This window comes from Clostridioides sp. LIBA-7678 (assembly GCF_056716065.1).
The window spans coordinates 1,322,637-1,339,366 of record NZ_CP196987.1; the positions used below are offsets into that span (position 1 = coordinate 1,322,637).

Here is a 16,730-nt window from a genome sequence, read left to right on the forward strand (position 1 = left end):
CTAAATCAGTATGAATTAGATTTCTATATAGAGGTGATAATATATGAAGTTGTCTACTAAAGGTAGATATGGATTAAAAGCAATGTTTGAATTAGCATTAAATCAAGATAATGGACCAGTGTCGTTAAAATTTATTGCTAAGAAACAAAAAATATCAGATCAGTACTTAGAACAAATATTTTCATCTTTAAAAAAATCAGGTCTAGTAAAAAGTGTAAGAGGTGCTCAAGGAGGTTATTTACTTTCAAAGAATGCTGAAGACATAACAGTAGGTGACATACTTGTAGTATTAGAAGGACCAGTTGCATTATCTGACTGTGTGCTAGATGAAGATGTATGTGAAAACTCAAACATGTGTGTAACAAAAATAGTTTGGGAAAAGATGAAAAAGGGTATAGAAGATGTTATAGATTCAATTACTCTAAAAGATATGATAAATGACTATAACAAAAATAAATTAGAAAATGATATAACAAATATTAAAAAATAGATTTGGAGATGAATGTAATGGAAAAAAGAAGATTGTATATGGATTATTCTGCAACAACACCTGTTAAAAAAGAAGTATTAGATGCAATGATGCCATACCTAACAGACTATTTTGGGAATGCATCTAGTTTTCACACATTCGGAAGAGAAGCAAAAGATGCTTTAGATAAAGCAAGAGAGCAAGTAGCAGACCTTATAAATGCTGAACCTAGTGAAGTGTATTTTACAGCTGGTGGTTCAGAAAGTGATAACTGGACATTAGAAGGTGTAGCTTATGCTAATAAAAATAAAGGTAATCATATAATAACTTCAAAAATAGAGCACCATGCAATACTTCATACATGTGAATACTTAGCAAAACATCACGGGTTTGAAATAACTTATTTAGATGTTGATAGCGAAGGAAAAGTAGATTTAAAACAATTAGAAGATTCAATAAAAGATACTACTATACTTATAAGTATAATGTTTGCAAATAATGAAATAGGGACTATACAACCTATTAAAGAAATATCTGAAATAGCTAAAAAACATAAGATATTATTCCACACTGATGCAGTACAAGCTACAGGTAATATTCCAGTAGATGTTAAGGAACTAGGAATCGATTTAATGAGTATGTCTTCACATAAAATCTATGGACCAAAGGGAGTAGGAGCTTTATACATAAGAAAAGGTGTAAGACTTCATAACTTTGTTCATGGTGGAGCGCAAGAAAAAAGTAAAAGAGCTGGTACAGAGAACATACCTGCAATAGTTGGATATGGAAAAGCAGCAGAATTAGCTAAAGCAAATATGCAAAATCATGTAGAGACTTTAACTCGTCTTAGAAATAAGCTAATAGATGGTGTGTTAGAAAGAATACCTTATACAAGAATAAATGGTAGTTTAGAAAATAGACTTCCAGGAAATGCAAACTTTGCATTCCAATTTATAGAAGGTGAAGGAATACTTTTATTATTAGACATGCTAGGAATTGCTGGTTCAAGTGGTTCTGCTTGTACTTCTGGTTCATTAGACCCTTCACATGTACTTCTTGCAATAGGTTTACCACATGAAATAGCACATGGTTCATTAAGACTTACAGTTGGAGATTTTACAACAGATGATGATATAGATTATATATTAGAAAATTTACCAAATGTTATAGAGAGACTTAGAAGTATGTCACCACTTTATGATGATGCAAAGAAACAAGGCTTAGTAAAATAGACAGAGAGATAAAGCATAAAAAATAGACATAAATTGAGTAGGAGGAAAAAATAATGCAATATAGTGATAAAGTTATGGAACATTTTATGAATCCAAGAAATATGGGAGAAATTGATAATGCAAGTGGTGTAGGTGAAGTTGGAAACCCTACTTGTGGAGATATAATGAAGATATTTTTAGACATAGAAGGAGATGTAATAAAGGATGTTAAGTTTAAAACATTCGGCTGTGGTTCAGCTATAGCAAGTTCTTCTATGGCAACTGAAATGATAAAAGGTAGAACTATAAAAGATGCATTAGAACTTACAAATAAGGCTGTTGCTGAAGCTTTAGATGGTTTACCACCAGTAAAGATGCACTGTTCAGTTCTAGCAGAACAAGCTGTAAAAGCAGCACTTATAGATTATGCTCAAAAGAATAATATCCATATACCAGAATTGGATGGATATGTTATAGATGATGCTCATGACCATGATGTAGAGGAAGAAGAATAAAAATAAGTGATTGTATCTTGAGAAAGTTTAAAATGATTTAAAAGAAGTATTAATGATATAATTAGGACATAAAAAATAGCTGTTTGTAAAATGGCTATTTTTTATTGCCTAAATTAAGTGTTTTAAATTGATTTAGAAGTTAATTAGTTAACAAAATATATCCATAAGATTCAAATAATAAAGATGATTATTTTTTTAGAAAATAGAACAAGCTATATTTTAAATAAGTACAATGCTTGCTCTATATGGTATAATAATAAGTAATGCAAAAGATGAGGTGAAATTTGTTTATGAATAAAAAAGTAATGATAGGTATGAGTGGAGGAGTGGATAGCTCTGTAGCTGCATATCTTTTAAAACAACAAGGTTATGATGTCATTGGTGTTACTATGAAATTGTGGCAAGATGATGACGATGTTGAAAATGAAGGTGGTTGTTGTTCTTTATCAGCAGTTGAAGATGCTAGAAGAGTAGCAAATAAAATAGGTATACCATTTTATGTTCTAAATTTTAGAGAAGTATTTAAAGAAAAAGTAATAGATTATTTTATAGATGAATATTTAGAAGGAAAAACTCCTAATCCTTGTATAGCTTGTAATAAGCACATAAAATTTGATGATTTTTATAAAAAAGCCAGACAAATAGGTTGTGATTATGTAGCTACAGGTCACTATGCAAAGATAGAAAAGGATGAAAGTACAGGAAGGTATTTGCTAAAAAAATCTGTTACAGATAAAAAAGACCAAACTTATGCACTTTATAATCTTACACAAGAACAACTAGAACATACTTTATTGCCAATAGGTGATTATGAAAAAGATAGGGTAAGAGAAATTGCTAAAGAAATGGGCATGGCAGTTCACAATAAGCCTGACAGTCAAGAAATTTGCTTTGTAAAAGATAATGACTATGCAAATTATGTAAAAAAACATTCTAAAAAACGTATTGAAGAAGGTTTTTTTGTAGATACTAAAGGCAATATACTTGGAAAACACAAAGGTATACTATATTATACAATAGGTCAAAGAAAAGGACTTGGAATTACTTTTGGAAAGCCAATGTTTGTAATAGATATAAATCCAATAAATAATACTATAGTTCTTGGAGACAATGAAGAATTGTTCAAAAAAGAACTTATTGCAAAAGATGTTAACTTTATATCAATAGATAAATTAGAAGAACCATTAAGAGTTCAGGCAAAAATAAGATATTCAGCAAAACCATCACCAGCAACTATTCATAAAATAGGAGAAGATACTATTAAAATAGTTTTTGATGAAGCTCAAAGAGCAATTACTAAAGGTCAATCTGTGGTAATGTATGATGGAGATATTGTAGTAGGTGGAGGAATAATCGAGAAAAGTTTATAAAAACATCTAAAAAATTTAAAAAATAAATAATAAAGTATATTAAAGTGGAATAAAGTTTATAAAATAAATTTATTGTATATGAAAATATAGTATTGATTAATTTTGTAAAATTTAGTAATATAATTAGTATATTAATTAAAAAGCAAATACAGTGATGAGGAATAGTAAAATATTTGATGTCTTACAGAGAGAGGGAAAATGCTGGAAGCCCTTAGAATATAATATTTGAAGCAGCCTTTTAGTAGCAATCTTGAATAATTTATCTTATGTAAAGAAGATATAAGTAGAGATTGACGGTAGTTACGTTATAGCTAAGGTTTTCCGAAGATATCATAATTTTTATGATAATTAGGGTGGTACCGCGATTGTCCTCGCCCCTATAAATTTATTTATAGGGACGAGGTTTTTTATTTAAACGAAAAAATAAAATTTATTAGGAGGAACATAATATGGAAAAGATGGGATTAAATGAAATAAGAAGTAAGTTTTTAGAGTTTTTTGAGTCAAAAGGTCATTATGTGGCAAATAGTTATTCTTTAGTACCAAACAATGATAAGAGTTTATTACTTATAAATTCAGGTATGGCACCTTTGAAAAACTATTTTTCAGGTGTAGAAGTACCTCCAAATGTAAGAATGTGTACATCTCAAAAATGTATAAGAACTGGAGATATAGAAAATGTAGGGATAACTGCAAGACATGCTACATTCTTTGAAATGATGGGTAACTTCTCATTTGGAGATTACTTTAAAAGAGAGTCAATCAAATGGGGTTGGGAATTTGTTACAGAATGGTTAAATATACCAGAAGATAAAATATGGGTGACTGTATATGAAGAAGATGATGATTCTTATGATATATGGGCAAAAGAAATGAATTTCCCAGAAGAAAGAATGGTTAGACTTGGTAAGGATGATAACTTCTGGGAAATAGGTACAGGTCCTTGTGGTCCTTGTTCAGAAATTTATTTTGATAGAGGAGAAGAGTATGGATGTGATAATCCAGATTGTAAACCAGGGTGTGATTGCGACCGCTATTTGGAATTCTGGAACCATGTATTTACTCAATTTGATAGAGATGAAGAAGGAAACTATAGCTTATTAGAAAGTAAAAATATAGATACAGGTATGGGTCTTGAAAGAATGGGATGTATCATGCAAGGTGTTGATACTATCTTTGAAGTAGATACAATTAAGTCTATATTAGAAGCTGTTGAGAAACTAACTGGAGTAAAGTATGGAGTGAATCCAAAAAATGATATTTCACTAAGAATAATAACTGACCATATAAGAGCTGTAACATTCTTAGTTAGTGATGGAGTACTTCCATCAAATGAAGGAAGAGGATATGTCCTTAGAAGACTTCTTAGACGTGCTGCTCGTCATGGTAAATTATTAGGTGTAAAAGAATTATTTTTACAAAAGCTAATAGATGAAGTTATAAAAGTAAATGATAAAGCATATCCAGTTTTAGTTGAGAAAGAAAGCTACATTAAAAAAGTAGTCGGTATAGAAGAAGAAAAATTCAATGAAACTATAGACCAAGGAACAGAAATATTAAACTCTTATATAGAAGTATTAAAAAGTGAAGGAAAAACTGTTTTAAGTGGTCAAGAAGCTTTTAAATTATATGATACTTATGGCTTCCCTATAGACTTGACTAAGGAAATCTTAGAAGAAGAACATTTATCTGTAGATGAAGAAGCTTTTAATGAAGAAATGGAAAAACAAAAAGAAAGAGCTAGAAATGCTAGAGGAAATATGGATGGAGAAAGCTGGAAAGAAGACCCTCTATCAAAATTAGAAACTACAGTTGACAGTATATTTAATGGATATAGTGAAATATATGGCGAAGGAACTATTGAAGCTATAGTTAAAGATGATGAGTTAGTTCAAAGTGCAAAAGAAGGCGATAAGGTATCTATAGTACTAGACAATACTACTTTCTATCCTGAAGGTGGAGGACAAGTTGGAGATTGTGGATTAATAACTAATGAAAATTTAGTTGTAGAAGTACTAAATACTAAAAAAGGAGCTAATAATAGTATAAAACACATAGGTATAATAAAATCAGGAAAAATAAGCAATGGAGATAAAGTGAAGACACTAGTAGACAGAGAAATTAGAATGTCAGCTGCAAGAAATCACAGTGCTACACATTTACTTCATAAGGCATTAAAAGAAGTATTAGGAGACCATGTTAATCAGGCTGGTTCTTTAGTTACTCCAGAAAGACTTAGATTTGATATTACTCACTTTGAAGCTATATCAAATGAAGAATTAAAAGTAATAGAAGAAAAAGTAAATAATGTTATTTTATCATCTTTAGACATAAAATGTGATATTATGAATATAAAGGAAGCTAAAGAAAAAGGAGCTACAGCACTATTTGGTGAAAAATATGGTGATGAGGTAAGAGTAGTTTCTATGGGAGATTATTCTACAGAACTTTGTGGAGGAACTCACTTGACAAATACTTCTCAAGTAGGAATGTTCAAGATATTATCTGAAGGTGGGGTAGCAGCAGGTGTAAGAAGGATAGAAGCGATAACAGGAAAAGCTGTTTATGAATATCTAAAAGAAAGAGATGGAATTATCTCTGAAGTTTGTGTAAACTTAAAATCTAAGGAAGATAATTTAATTCAAAGAATAAGCTCTTTATTGGAAGAGAATAAAAATTTATCTAAAGAATTACATGATATGAAAGCTAAGATGAGTTTACAATCAGCTGATTCTATTTTTGATTCTAAAGTTGAAGTAAATGGAGTTAATTTAATAACTAATAAATTTGAAGGTATGGACATGGATACACTAAGAGAAACAGCAGATAATTTAAGAGATAAGCTTGGTTCTGGTGTAGTGGTACTAGCAAATGTAGTAGATGATAAAGTTAACTTTGTAGTTACTGCCACTAAAGATGTATTAGACAAGGGAATACATTCAGGTAATATTGTCAGAGAAGTTGCAAAAATAGCTGGAGGAAAAGGTGGTGGAAGACCTAATATGGCACAAGCAGGAGCTAGTGATGTATCTAAGGTTGACCAAGCTTTAAGCTATGCAAGTGAGGTTATTAAGACACAAGTTAAATAACATTCACTTAAGGAGGTTTTTAATTTGGAAAAAGATTTAGACTACACTATGAAATTTGAAGGGATACCAGAGGATAGAATGAGTGTAGGAGACACTATTGATTTTGTATATAAAGCACTAGTTGAAAAAGGATATAACCCTATAAATCAAATTATAGGGTATCTCCTTTCTGGTGATTCTAGCTATATAACTAGTCACAAAAATGCAAGAGCTATAATTAAAAAATTTGAAAGAGATGAGATACTTGAAGAAGTAATCACGCACTATCTGAATAGAAAGTAGGTCAAATAAATGAGAAAAAAGATTATGTCATTGTTTGCAGTAGTCATTATGATTTTTGTATCAACTGCCAGCTATAGTTTTGCTGAAAAAAAAGGCAAGGTTATATTTATTGATATGAATAGGACTAATCTTGGAAGTATGATGAATATTCCAATCTTAAAAAACGAGTTAGAAAAGAGAGGCTATATAGCTCTCATGAATATAAGAGGGGATCAAGGTACTGACGATAGAAGGTCTTATGCAAGTATGGGTGCAGGAACAAGAGCTAATGTGACTACTGAAGACTATATCAATTTTCAAAAAGTAGACCAAGATACTGCTAAAGTTTTTGAAGTTGCAACAGGTCAAAAAGCTAAAGAAATAAATGATTTAAGTATTAATAAATCAATAAACGAAAATCTTGAGTCTGGAGAATATGGAGCAAACTTAGGGTCATTAGGAAAAACTTTGTCAGAAAATGGCCTAAAGACATCTGTGATTGGAAACTCTGATATCATTGAAAATAATCAAGTAATTAAAAATAGAAATCTATGCTTAGTTGCTATGGACCAATACGGAAGAATTGATTCAGGAAATATTGATGATATTAATAAAAAAGATTCTAAAATGCCATTTGGAATGTCTACAGACTACAATAAGTTATTAGATGAGACTAAAAAATCTTATAATAATAGTGATGCTATATTTGTGGAACTTGGAGATACATATAGATTAGATATGTATAGATTGAATCTAAATGATAATACTTATTCTACAATGAAGAAAAACATTGTAAAAAATATAAATAAGTATCTTGAACAAGTATTTTCTATGGTTGGAGAAAATGACACTGTTTATATATCAAGTGCGTTTCCAAGCGATTTAGATTATAAAAATAAAAGAAGACTTTCTCCAATAATAAAATTTAGTGGAGAAGGGAAAGGTCTATTGGAATCTGCAACAACAAGAAAAGCTGGAATTGTTGCGAATCTAGATGTTGGAGTAGATATATTAAATGAATTTGGTCTTGAGAATAAAGAGATGGTAGGTAGAAGTTACTCTTTGGTAAACAAAGAAGACAATGCTAGTTATCTGAAATCACTTTATGAAAGGATAGTATCTATATCTTCAATAAGGTCAAGTATTATAAATGGATTTGTAGGAGTAATATCTGCTTCTTGGGTAATTGCAATGTTTGCAGTTTTCTTTAGAAATTATATGCCACATAAAGAGCGTGTATTCAAAGTACTTAAAGAGTTTATAAAATTAGGTATAATAATGCCACTATCATTTATGTTAGCTCCTTTGATGAATTTTAAAACTCCACTTTCAATATCTTTAGGGATATTTGCTACTACATTAATATTGTACTTACTGGGTAGAAAATTATTTAAAGACAATGATATAAAACACATGGGATTTTTTGCGGCCCTTACTATTTTAGTCATAGTTATAGATTCCGTATTTGGAACATATTTAATGCAAAATAATATAATGAGTTATGATGCTGTTATTGGAGCTAGATACTATGGTGTAGGGAATGAATATGAAGGTGTAACTATTGCAAGTGCAGTATTTGGTTTAGCAGTATTATTACATTACAAGAAGGTATCTAAGTTACTTGTTGTAATTTTTTCATTAATAATACTTATAACTAGTGCATATCCTTCAATGGGTGCAAATGTTGGTGGAGCTATATCAGAATGTGTAGCGTATTTATTGTTTATAATGCTTATATATGATATTAAAATAGATTTTAAGAAAGTTATATTACTGGTTATTTCAACTGTGGTTGTGGTTTGTGCATTTGCAGCTTTAGATATAGTTTTAGGTAGTGAATCTCACTTAGGTATGTTTGTACAACGAATTTTCTTAAATGGGCCAGGAGAGATATTACAGACATTTGGAAGAAAAATTCAAATGAATATGCAATTAGCACAGACAAGTGTATGGGTAAATATTTTACTTGTAGGAATTGGAGTAATTGCAGTACTTATATTCAAACCATCTAGACACTTTAGGAAGATAATGAACAACTTCCCAATATTATTTAAAGGTTTTATTGCATCTATGGTTGGTTGTATAATTACTCTTTTAGTTAACGATTCTGGTATAGTTGCTGCATCTACAGCATCTATATATATACTTATACCACTTATAATAATAAGTATAAATATGATAATATTTGAAAAAAATAACTAAAGAATTTTTTACTGTTTATATATTATTTAAATAAAAAATGCAATATGATTACTAATGTAAACTGAATAGCTTACATCAAAAAATCATATTGCAATTTTTATGATTGATAATATGTATTTAACTTGTAGAATATAAATAAACAAAGGAGGAATTATGTTAGACGGAAGAATAATGGGGCTTGATGTTGGTGATAAAACTATTGGAGTTGCTGTGAGTGATTTAATGGGATTAACAGCACAAGGTGTAAAAACGATAAGAAGAGTTGGAAAGAAAAAAGATATTGAAGAAATAAAAGCAATAATAAAAGAAAAGCAAGTAAATAAAATTGTATCAGGATTGCCAAAAAACATGAATGGAACTTTGGGTCCACAAGGAGAAAAAGTAATCAAGTTTTGTGAATTAATAAAAGAAGAAACAGGTCTTGATGTAGATTTCTGGGATGAGAGACTTTCTACAGTAGCAGCGGAGAGATCTCTATTAGAGGCAGATGTAAGTAGACAAAAGAGAAAAAAGGTTATAGATATGTTAGCAGCAGTAATAATTTTGCAAGGATATTTAGATTTTAAAATAAATTCATAAAAGAGCTATAAAATTGAATACTTATGATATATAATATAAATAATAAAAATAAAAATAAATTTGAGGTGAATGACATTATGGAAGAAAATATAATAAATTTAATAGACGAAAATGGCGTTGAAAGCCAATTTGAAATAATATTAACATTAGAAGCAGAAGGAAAAGAGTATGCAATATTAATGCCTTTAGATGATGAAGAGGCTGAAGAAGCTTTAATCTTTAGAATTGATGAGGACGAAGAAGGTGAAATATTAATACCTTTAGAAAGTGATGAAGAGTATGAAACTGTTGTAGCTGTATACACAGCTATAATGGAAGAAGAAGGTTTAAATTATGACGAAGATGATTCAAATGGACTTAACTAGATAGAAAGTTAAGTTTGTATATAAAAATTCAGGTATTTATTATTTTTGCTTTAATTAAGATTTATTAATTGTAAAAGCATTTATAGTATATATCTGTTTTTTTTATTTTTATTAAAAATATTAAAAAATTTATGGATTTTGGTGAATAATATATCTTTTATGGGTATATATTTATATTGTGAGAATAAATTAAATTTTTTCAAATGTCTTGACAAAAAATGAATTATCAATTACAATATTATTTAATAAAGATTATCAATTGAAAATAGTAAGGGTGATGTTATGGCAAACACAATGGATTTATTAAAAGACAAGTTAAAAGAAACTGGTTTTAAGATTACGCCACAAAGAAGAGCAATAGTTGAAATATTGCTTAAACATGACCATTCACATCTAAGTAGTGAAGAAATCTATGATTTGGTTAGGGTTGACTGTCCTGAAATAGGTTTAGCTACTGTATATAGAACAATGCAGTTGTTGGATGAAATAGGGTTAATATCAAAACTAAACTTAGACGATGGATGTATAAGATATGAGATTAGTCTACATAAAGAAGACTGTCATAATCATCATCATCTTATTTGTAAAAATTGTGGAAAGATAATGGAAGCTAAAGAAGACCTTTTAGACAATATAGAAAAAGAGATACAATCATTGTACAAATTTAAAATACTTGATCATGATGTTAAATTTTATGGATTATGTGATGAGTGTAATGGAATAAGCAACTCAGAAGAATAACCTTCTATTGCTTAATGTCAATGGAAGAATAGTATAGAACTTTTATATTCTATGCTATTCTTCCATTTTTTATTATGAGTTGGTTATGATATACAAATATATAGTTTTCAAAGTATTTATAATTTTAATACTGAAAATATAATTAATCCTATAAGGATGAAAATAAATGATTTTTCTATAAAATTACTGAATGGACCTCCAACAGTTAAAAAGCCTAAAGAAATTTTTTTCTCACTTAATGGATAAAAAATTGGTATTCCTTGTTTTGTAAATAAATCTCCTAAAAACATATGGCTTGCATAACCAAGAGTCCCATAAAAAGATAAATTATTAATACTAGTGATTAATTCTATCTGTTTTAGTAAAAAATATATTATTATAGTTGCAAATATGCTATGAGAAAAACTTCTGTGCTTCAGCCAGGGAAAAATTGACAACATTAGACAAAAAATTATAAAATATATTTCAACTTCTATGATGTATAAGCATATAGCTAATAGTATAAATATTAATGATAGAAAAACTTTTCTAAGAAACGTATGTGTTAATTTTGCTTCAATAATTATAATTGCAATAAATGTAATTATTGCACTTAAATAAAAATTATCATTTATATTTATTGAAATAAAGAAAATAATAATATTAACAGCATATATAAAAATTCTATATATGTATTTGGATATATTGTTTTTTAGAATGAAATTTGAGACCATAGAATTAGATTTATCCAAATCGGGCAGTACGGCAAAAGTAGCTGAAACTAAAATGTCAACTAAAGATATAGGAATTTTAAATATTAAAGACGTTTGGATAGCTGTTAAGATTCCTATTGCACAATGAGTTTTACCACGCATAAATCCTCCTAAAATATCCGATATTAAATCATATAATATTTAGAGGATATCAAAATAAAATAGGTTTGTCAAAATAATACGTTAAATGTATTTTAAATATAGCTTAAAATATGATACGAATTATGGTACAATAAGAATAACTGGTAGCGAGTGCGTGATTTGATATTATTTAGGATTGTAGAACGTGTTAAAAAATTAAATAGACAGAAGGAGATGATGCAATTGTTCAAAAAGAACACCAATAAGATAAAGGTAATGGCCTTAGGTGGACTTAACGAAGTTGGAAAAAATATGACTGTTGTTGAGTATAAAGATGAAATAATTGTTATAGATGCTGGACTTAGTTTTCCAGAAGATGAAATGTTAGGGGTAGATATAGTTATACCAGATATAACTTATTTAGTCAAAAATAGGGATAAAATAAAGGGTATATTTATTACACATGGACATGAAGACCATATAGGGGCTCTTCCATATATATTAAAGAAGATAAATGTACCTGTGTATGGAGCAAGACTTAGTATAGGTCTTATACAAGTGAAACTTAAAGAGCATAAGATGAATAATGTTAAGTTAAATGTCATAACTCCAAGACAAGTTATAAAACTTGATAACATGGAAGTAGAGTTTTTGAAAAATAATCATAGTATACCAGATGCTTACTCTATTGCAGTACACACAGACCAAGGTATAATATACCACACAGGAGACTTTAAGATTGATTTGACTCCTATTGATGGTGATGTTATGGATATGCATAGACTCTGTGAGTTAAGCAAAAAAGGAGTACTTTTAATGCTGGCTGATAGTACTAATGCAGAAAAACCAGGATTTACTATGTCTGAAAAGACTGTTGGAGTAGGTCTTGATGAATTATTTGCAAAGGGAAATGGCAGAAGAATCATAGTTGCTACGTTTGCATCCAACATACACAGATTACAACAAATAATAAACACAGCTGAAAAGTTCAATAGGAAAGTTGCTATATCAGGTCGCTCAATGGTCAATGTAGTTGGAGTTGCAAAAGAATTAGGATATCTAGATATTTCTGATGATATGCTTATAGATTTAAATGATATATGCAAATATGAAGATAGTGAGTTAGTGATAATAACAACTGGTTCACAAGGTGAACCTATGTCAGCTCTTGCTAGAATGGCTTTTTCAGAGCACAAAAAAGTAGAGATAAAGAGTGGCGATTTAGTTATAATATCTGCTCATCCAATACCAGGAAATGAAAAATTAATATCAAGAGTAATCAATTTCTTATTTGAAAAGGGAGCAGAAGTAGTTTATAGCGACATAGCTGATATACACGTTTCTGGACATGCCTGTCAAGAAGAATTAAAACTTATACATGCATTAGTTAGACCTAAGTTTTTTATGCCAGCTCATGGTGAATATAGAATGTTAAAAAAACATGCTGAGATAGCTGAACAACTTGGTATGGACAAAGAAAATATTTTTGTCATGCAAACAGGAGATGTTTTGGAATTAGATAAGAATTCTGCTAAAGTAGCAAATCGTATACAAACAGGAAACATATTAGTCGATGGATTAGGTGTAGGCGATGTAGGTAACATAGTCTTAAGAGATAGAAAGCATTTATCAGAAGATGGTCTTATGATAGTTGTAGTAACTATTTCTAAGGATGAAGGTAAAGTTTTAGCAGGTCCAGACATAATTTCTAGAGGATTTGTATATGTAAGAGAGTCAGAAGATTTAATGGATGGGGCAAAAGATATAATTAAGAATGTCCTAAATGAATGTGAAGAGAAAAATATTAAAGAGTGGGCTTATTTAAAGAATAACATTAAAGAAAACCTAAAAGAATATTTATATCAAAAAACTAAACGAAATCCAATGATACTTCCTATAATAATGGAAGTGTAGTATATAAAAAACTATAAAATTGAAAATTAGACCTCTTGTAATTTTTAAGATAATATCAAAAATCTAGTTGATATTATCTTAAGAATTGCAGGAGGTCTTTTTAATTTGTGATATTGAAAAACATATATTACATAAAATACCAATTATAACAATCTTTTATTAGTAAAAACTAATTATATATAAATTTTACTAAGAGGAGGATTCTTATGGATAATATTTCAAGACAAAATGCTATAAAAGCCTTAAAACAAACCAAGATGGAAATAGCAGGAGAATATGGCATGAATTATGAAGATGCTTTTGAAATAATAGAAAATGCATCTAATAAAGGTGTTTTAGAAGGTTATTTTAAAAAGCTTGAGAAGAAAAAAAATTTAGGTCAAGGTATATCTAGGCATTTAGAATAAAAAAAGTTAAATGTGAGAAAATAAGTTTAAATAAACTTTAAGAGGTGACATCGATGAAAAAATTAGCTAGTACTGCTTTGGCTATATTACTTGCGCTTACTCCTTTAAGCTTTTCTTTTGCAAATAATAAGGAAAATGCTGATGCCAACCAACTAAATATATCTTCAAAATCAGCAATTTTGATGGATGTTGGCAGTGGACAAATTTTATACGAAAAGGATGCTCATAAAAAGCTTCCTCCTGCTAGTGTAACGAAGGTAATGACAATGCTACTTATAGTAGAAGCTTTGGATTCAGGTAAGATTAAGCTTGATGACGAAGTTCAAGTAAGTGAAACTGCATCTAGTATGGGTGGTAGTCAAATATTCCTAGAGCCAGGAGAAACTCAAAAGGTTGATACATTATTAAAAGGTATAGCTGTTGCTTCTGCAAATGATGCTTGTGTCGCTATGGCTGAACATTTAGCTGGAAGTGTTGAAGGATTTGTTGACAGAATGAATGCTAAAGCAAAAGAGTTAAATATGAATGATACTCATTTTGCAAATACAAATGGACTTCCAGTTGCAAACCACTATACATCTGCTCATGATATAGCTTTAATGTCTAGAGAACTGTTAAAACACGAAATGATAAGTAAATACTTAACTACATGGATGGATAAAGTTGTGGTAGGTAAGAAACAAGTTACAGTAGGTCTTGCAAATACTAATAAACTTATAAAGCATTACCAAGGAGCAACTGGTGTTAAAACTGGATTTACTCAAGAAGCAAAATACTGTTTATCAGCAGCAGCAAAGAGAGGTAATACTCATCTAGTTGCAGCAACTTTAGGAGCAGAGACTTCTCCAGAAAGATTTAACGATGCGTCTAGTCTTTTAAACTATGGATTTGCTAACTATGAAAGTGTTAAGTTATGTAGTAAAGGTGATAATGTAGCAACACTTACATTGGATAAGGCAGATGAAAACAAAGTTAAATTAGTTGCTAAGGAAGATTTAAATGCTCTTATTAAAAAAGGAAGCTCTAAAGAGTTTGATAAGAAAATTGAAATAGTAAAAAATCCTAAAATGCCAATTAAAAAAGGAACTGTTTTAGGAAAGATAAAGATATGTAAAGATAAAAAAGTAATAGGTGAAGTGGAATTGATAAATACTAAAGATATAAATAAAGCAAGTTATCTACAAATGCTTCAAAGAATAATTGATAATATGATATAAATAATTGCCAAATGATATATAATTACAATCCACATAAAAAATACCCATATAGAATTATTTACTATAGGGGTATTTTTATTTGTTTTTATAGAAGGATTGTCTAATTTTATGTTTTTTATAGAGAACTTGATAAATATATAAAACTTAGAATATTATTTTATATTTAGGTCTATTTAATATTTATCTAAGCAAAGGCATACTACCAGTAAGTTTATTCACTTTCTTTTTGTTTCCATAGATTGCTATACCAAAATACTGTAAATCATCTTCTGGTACATTAGCAATTCTTTGAACAAATTCATCATAAACATTACAACCTTGTGCAACATCTGAAAAATCTACAACAGTTAATTCTTCAAATTCAGTACTATATAATTTTTTTCGTAAATCTTTTATAAGTTCTTTGTTCCCTTTTAAAATAGGAACAGGAAGCTCAACTATTCCTAGGTGTATGTTTCCTGTTTTATCAAGCACATCTGAACCAACAGTCTCTGGTGCAAATTTTCCTAGTGTAATTCCCATTATAGCAGCAGTATTTGATATGATTCCCATTGGTAAAGTTTCATCTATTACCATAACACATTTTGAATTTTTAGTTTCCATTTTAATTTCTCCTTTTTATTTAAAGTTGTTTTTGTCATTGTTTATAAATATGTTTTGATATTGCTTTGGAGTAAGACCAATAAAATTCTTAAAGAAATTTGTAAAGTGACTTTGGTCTACAAAGCCTGTCTGTATGGCAGCATCTATAGGTTCTACACCGTTTTCTAAAAGTCTCTTAGCCTTATTTACTCGTATATTTTCTAAGTACCTATATGGTGTAATACCTTTTAATTTTGTAAAGTTGCGAAGTAATGAGTACTTGTTCATTCCTGCTATAGCACTTAATTCATCAAGCAATATACGTTCAGCATAATTGTCTTCTAGATAATCACATACTGCTTGAATTTCTATACTTGTTTTTTCTAAGTTAAATTGCAAATTTGGTTCAGTATATTCTTCAATTAATTGTTCAATGAGAAAGAAAAAAAGTTCTTCCTTTTTAAAATCTAACTCTTCTTCCATGATTATATGATGTAATTCTTGTAGTAGAGGTACTAGCTCACTACGAAATATCACAGATTGATTAAACTTAGGTAAATAATTTTCTCCTGTAATTTCAAATACAGTTTTTTTCATTATTTCTGGTTTAATATTTATACATCTGTAATCAAGTACTTTATTATCTATCTGTTCACAAGTATGGCTATCAAAAGGGTTAAAAAGTAACAAATCCCCAGTACTTGTGGTATATTCTTTGTTTTTACAAGATAAATATCTTTGACCTTTTTCTATAAAACCAATTACATAATGTTCATGAAAATGGTTTGGGAACTTTTGCATTATACCTTTAAATCTATATGCTTCGATTTTCAATTCCTTATCAAAACATACTGTGCGTTCTTCTTGCTTCACTTAAGTAACCTCCCTTCACATTATATAAAGTGTAACACATATTTTTTTGTACTTCTTGTATGATATTGACTAAAATCTAAATATGAATAAAAAAATAGCAAC

Annotated in this window: 16 protein-coding genes and 1 other annotated feature; of the genes, 13 read left to right on the forward strand and 3 right to left on the reverse strand. The window is 29.2% G+C overall.

Annotated elements, in window-relative coordinates; all coding sequences use genetic code 11:
* Positions 1-43: 43 nt before the first annotated feature.
* From ACTG46_RS06410 to ACTG46_RS06455, 10 genes are all read left to right on the forward strand, one after another.
* Positions 44-490: an RrF2 family transcriptional regulator gene (locus ACTG46_RS06410; RefSeq protein ID WP_003419409.1), complete on the forward strand. Its 447-nt coding sequence runs from the start codon at positions 44-46 to the stop codon at positions 488-490.
* Positions 491-507: 17 nt separating this feature from the next.
* Positions 508-1,701 carry a cysteine desulfurase NifS gene (nifS, locus tag ACTG46_RS06415; RefSeq protein WP_054269773.1) on the forward strand — a complete coding sequence of 398 codons (1,194 nt, stop codon included), beginning with the start codon at positions 508-510 and terminating at the stop codon, positions 1,699-1,701.
* A gap of 53 nt (positions 1,702-1,754) precedes the next feature.
* Positions 1,755-2,195 (forward strand): Fe-S cluster assembly scaffold protein NifU, encoded by a 441-nt coding sequence (gene nifU, locus ACTG46_RS06420; protein ID WP_054269774.1) that lies wholly within the window; start codon positions 1,755-1,757, stop codon positions 2,193-2,195.
* A gap of 290 nt (positions 2,196-2,485) precedes the next feature.
* Entirely contained in the window at positions 2,486-3,565 is a 1,080-nt protein-coding gene (mnmA, locus tag ACTG46_RS06425; protein ID WP_054276299.1) for a tRNA 2-thiouridine(34) synthase MnmA, read from the forward strand.
* 142 nt (positions 3,566-3,707) lie between these two features.
* Positions 3,708-3,947, forward strand: a binding site (T-box leader).
* Positions 3,948-4,014: 67 nt separating this feature from the next.
* The gene (gene alaS, locus ACTG46_RS06430; RefSeq protein WP_054269776.1) at positions 4,015-6,654 is read left to right on the forward strand and encodes an alanine--tRNA ligase; all 2,640 of its coding nucleotides are present in this window, start codon (positions 4,015-4,017) and stop codon (positions 6,652-6,654) included.
* A 24-nt stretch (positions 6,655-6,678) separates the two neighbouring features.
* The gene (locus tag ACTG46_RS06435) at positions 6,679-6,936 is read left to right on the forward strand and encodes an IreB family regulatory phosphoprotein (RefSeq protein ID WP_003419418.1); all 258 of its coding nucleotides are present in this window, start codon (positions 6,679-6,681) and stop codon (positions 6,934-6,936) included.
* Positions 6,937-6,945: 9 nt separating this feature from the next.
* The gene (locus tag ACTG46_RS06440; protein ID WP_479923781.1) at positions 6,946-9,117 is read left to right on the forward strand and encodes a hypothetical protein; all 2,172 of its coding nucleotides are present in this window, start codon (positions 6,946-6,948) and stop codon (positions 9,115-9,117) included.
* 153 nt (positions 9,118-9,270) lie between these two features.
* On the forward strand, positions 9,271-9,696 hold the full coding sequence (gene ruvX / locus ACTG46_RS06445; protein ID WP_054269778.1) for a Holliday junction resolvase RuvX: 426 nt from the start codon (positions 9,271-9,273) through the stop codon (positions 9,694-9,696).
* Positions 9,697-9,773: 77 nt separating this feature from the next.
* Positions 9,774-10,061, forward strand: coding sequence for a DUF1292 domain-containing protein (locus ACTG46_RS06450; protein WP_021384007.1), 288 nt, complete (start codon positions 9,774-9,776; stop codon positions 10,059-10,061).
* A gap of 282 nt (positions 10,062-10,343) precedes the next feature.
* Positions 10,344-10,802, forward strand: coding sequence for a Fur family transcriptional regulator (locus tag ACTG46_RS06455; RefSeq protein WP_479923782.1), 459 nt, complete (start codon positions 10,344-10,346; stop codon positions 10,800-10,802).
* Between the two features lie 116 nt (positions 10,803-10,918).
* Here ACTG46_RS06455 and ACTG46_RS06460 read toward each other — a convergent pair whose 3' ends face one another.
* Positions 10,919-11,656, reverse strand: a complete 738-nt coding sequence (locus ACTG46_RS06460) for a metal-dependent hydrolase (RefSeq protein ID WP_054269779.1) — start codon at positions 11,654-11,656, stop codon at positions 10,919-10,921.
* Positions 11,657-11,872: 216 nt separating this feature from the next.
* On the opposite strand from ACTG46_RS06460, the gene ACTG46_RS06465 reads away from it, so the two are divergent.
* The 3 genes from ACTG46_RS06465 (at position 11,873) to ACTG46_RS06475 (ending at position 15,173) form a co-directional block, all read left to right on the forward strand.
* Positions 11,873-13,549, forward strand: coding sequence for a ribonuclease J (locus ACTG46_RS06465; RefSeq protein ID WP_074178894.1), 1,677 nt, complete (start codon positions 11,873-11,875; stop codon positions 13,547-13,549).
* A gap of 206 nt (positions 13,550-13,755) precedes the next feature.
* On the forward strand, positions 13,756-13,956 hold the full coding sequence (locus ACTG46_RS06470; RefSeq protein WP_021384062.1) for a CD1290 family small acid-soluble spore protein: 201 nt from the start codon (positions 13,756-13,758) through the stop codon (positions 13,954-13,956).
* Between the two features lie 53 nt (positions 13,957-14,009).
* On the forward strand, positions 14,010-15,173 hold the full coding sequence (locus ACTG46_RS06475; protein ID WP_054269781.1) for a D-alanyl-D-alanine carboxypeptidase family protein: 1,164 nt from the start codon (positions 14,010-14,012) through the stop codon (positions 15,171-15,173).
* Between the two features lie 180 nt (positions 15,174-15,353).
* Here the strand turns inward: ACTG46_RS06475 and ACTG46_RS06480 are convergent, their stop codons facing one another.
* Positions 15,354-15,776: a DUF2000 domain-containing protein gene (locus tag ACTG46_RS06480; protein ID WP_054269782.1), complete on the reverse strand. Its 423-nt coding sequence runs from the start codon at positions 15,774-15,776 to the stop codon at positions 15,354-15,356.
* A gap of 15 nt (positions 15,777-15,791) precedes the next feature.
* Positions 15,792-16,628 carry an AraC family ligand binding domain-containing protein gene (locus ACTG46_RS06485; RefSeq protein ID WP_407963606.1) on the reverse strand — a complete coding sequence of 279 codons (837 nt, stop codon included), beginning with the start codon at positions 16,626-16,628 and terminating at the stop codon, positions 15,792-15,794.
* Between the last annotated feature and the right edge of the window lie 102 nt (positions 16,629-16,730).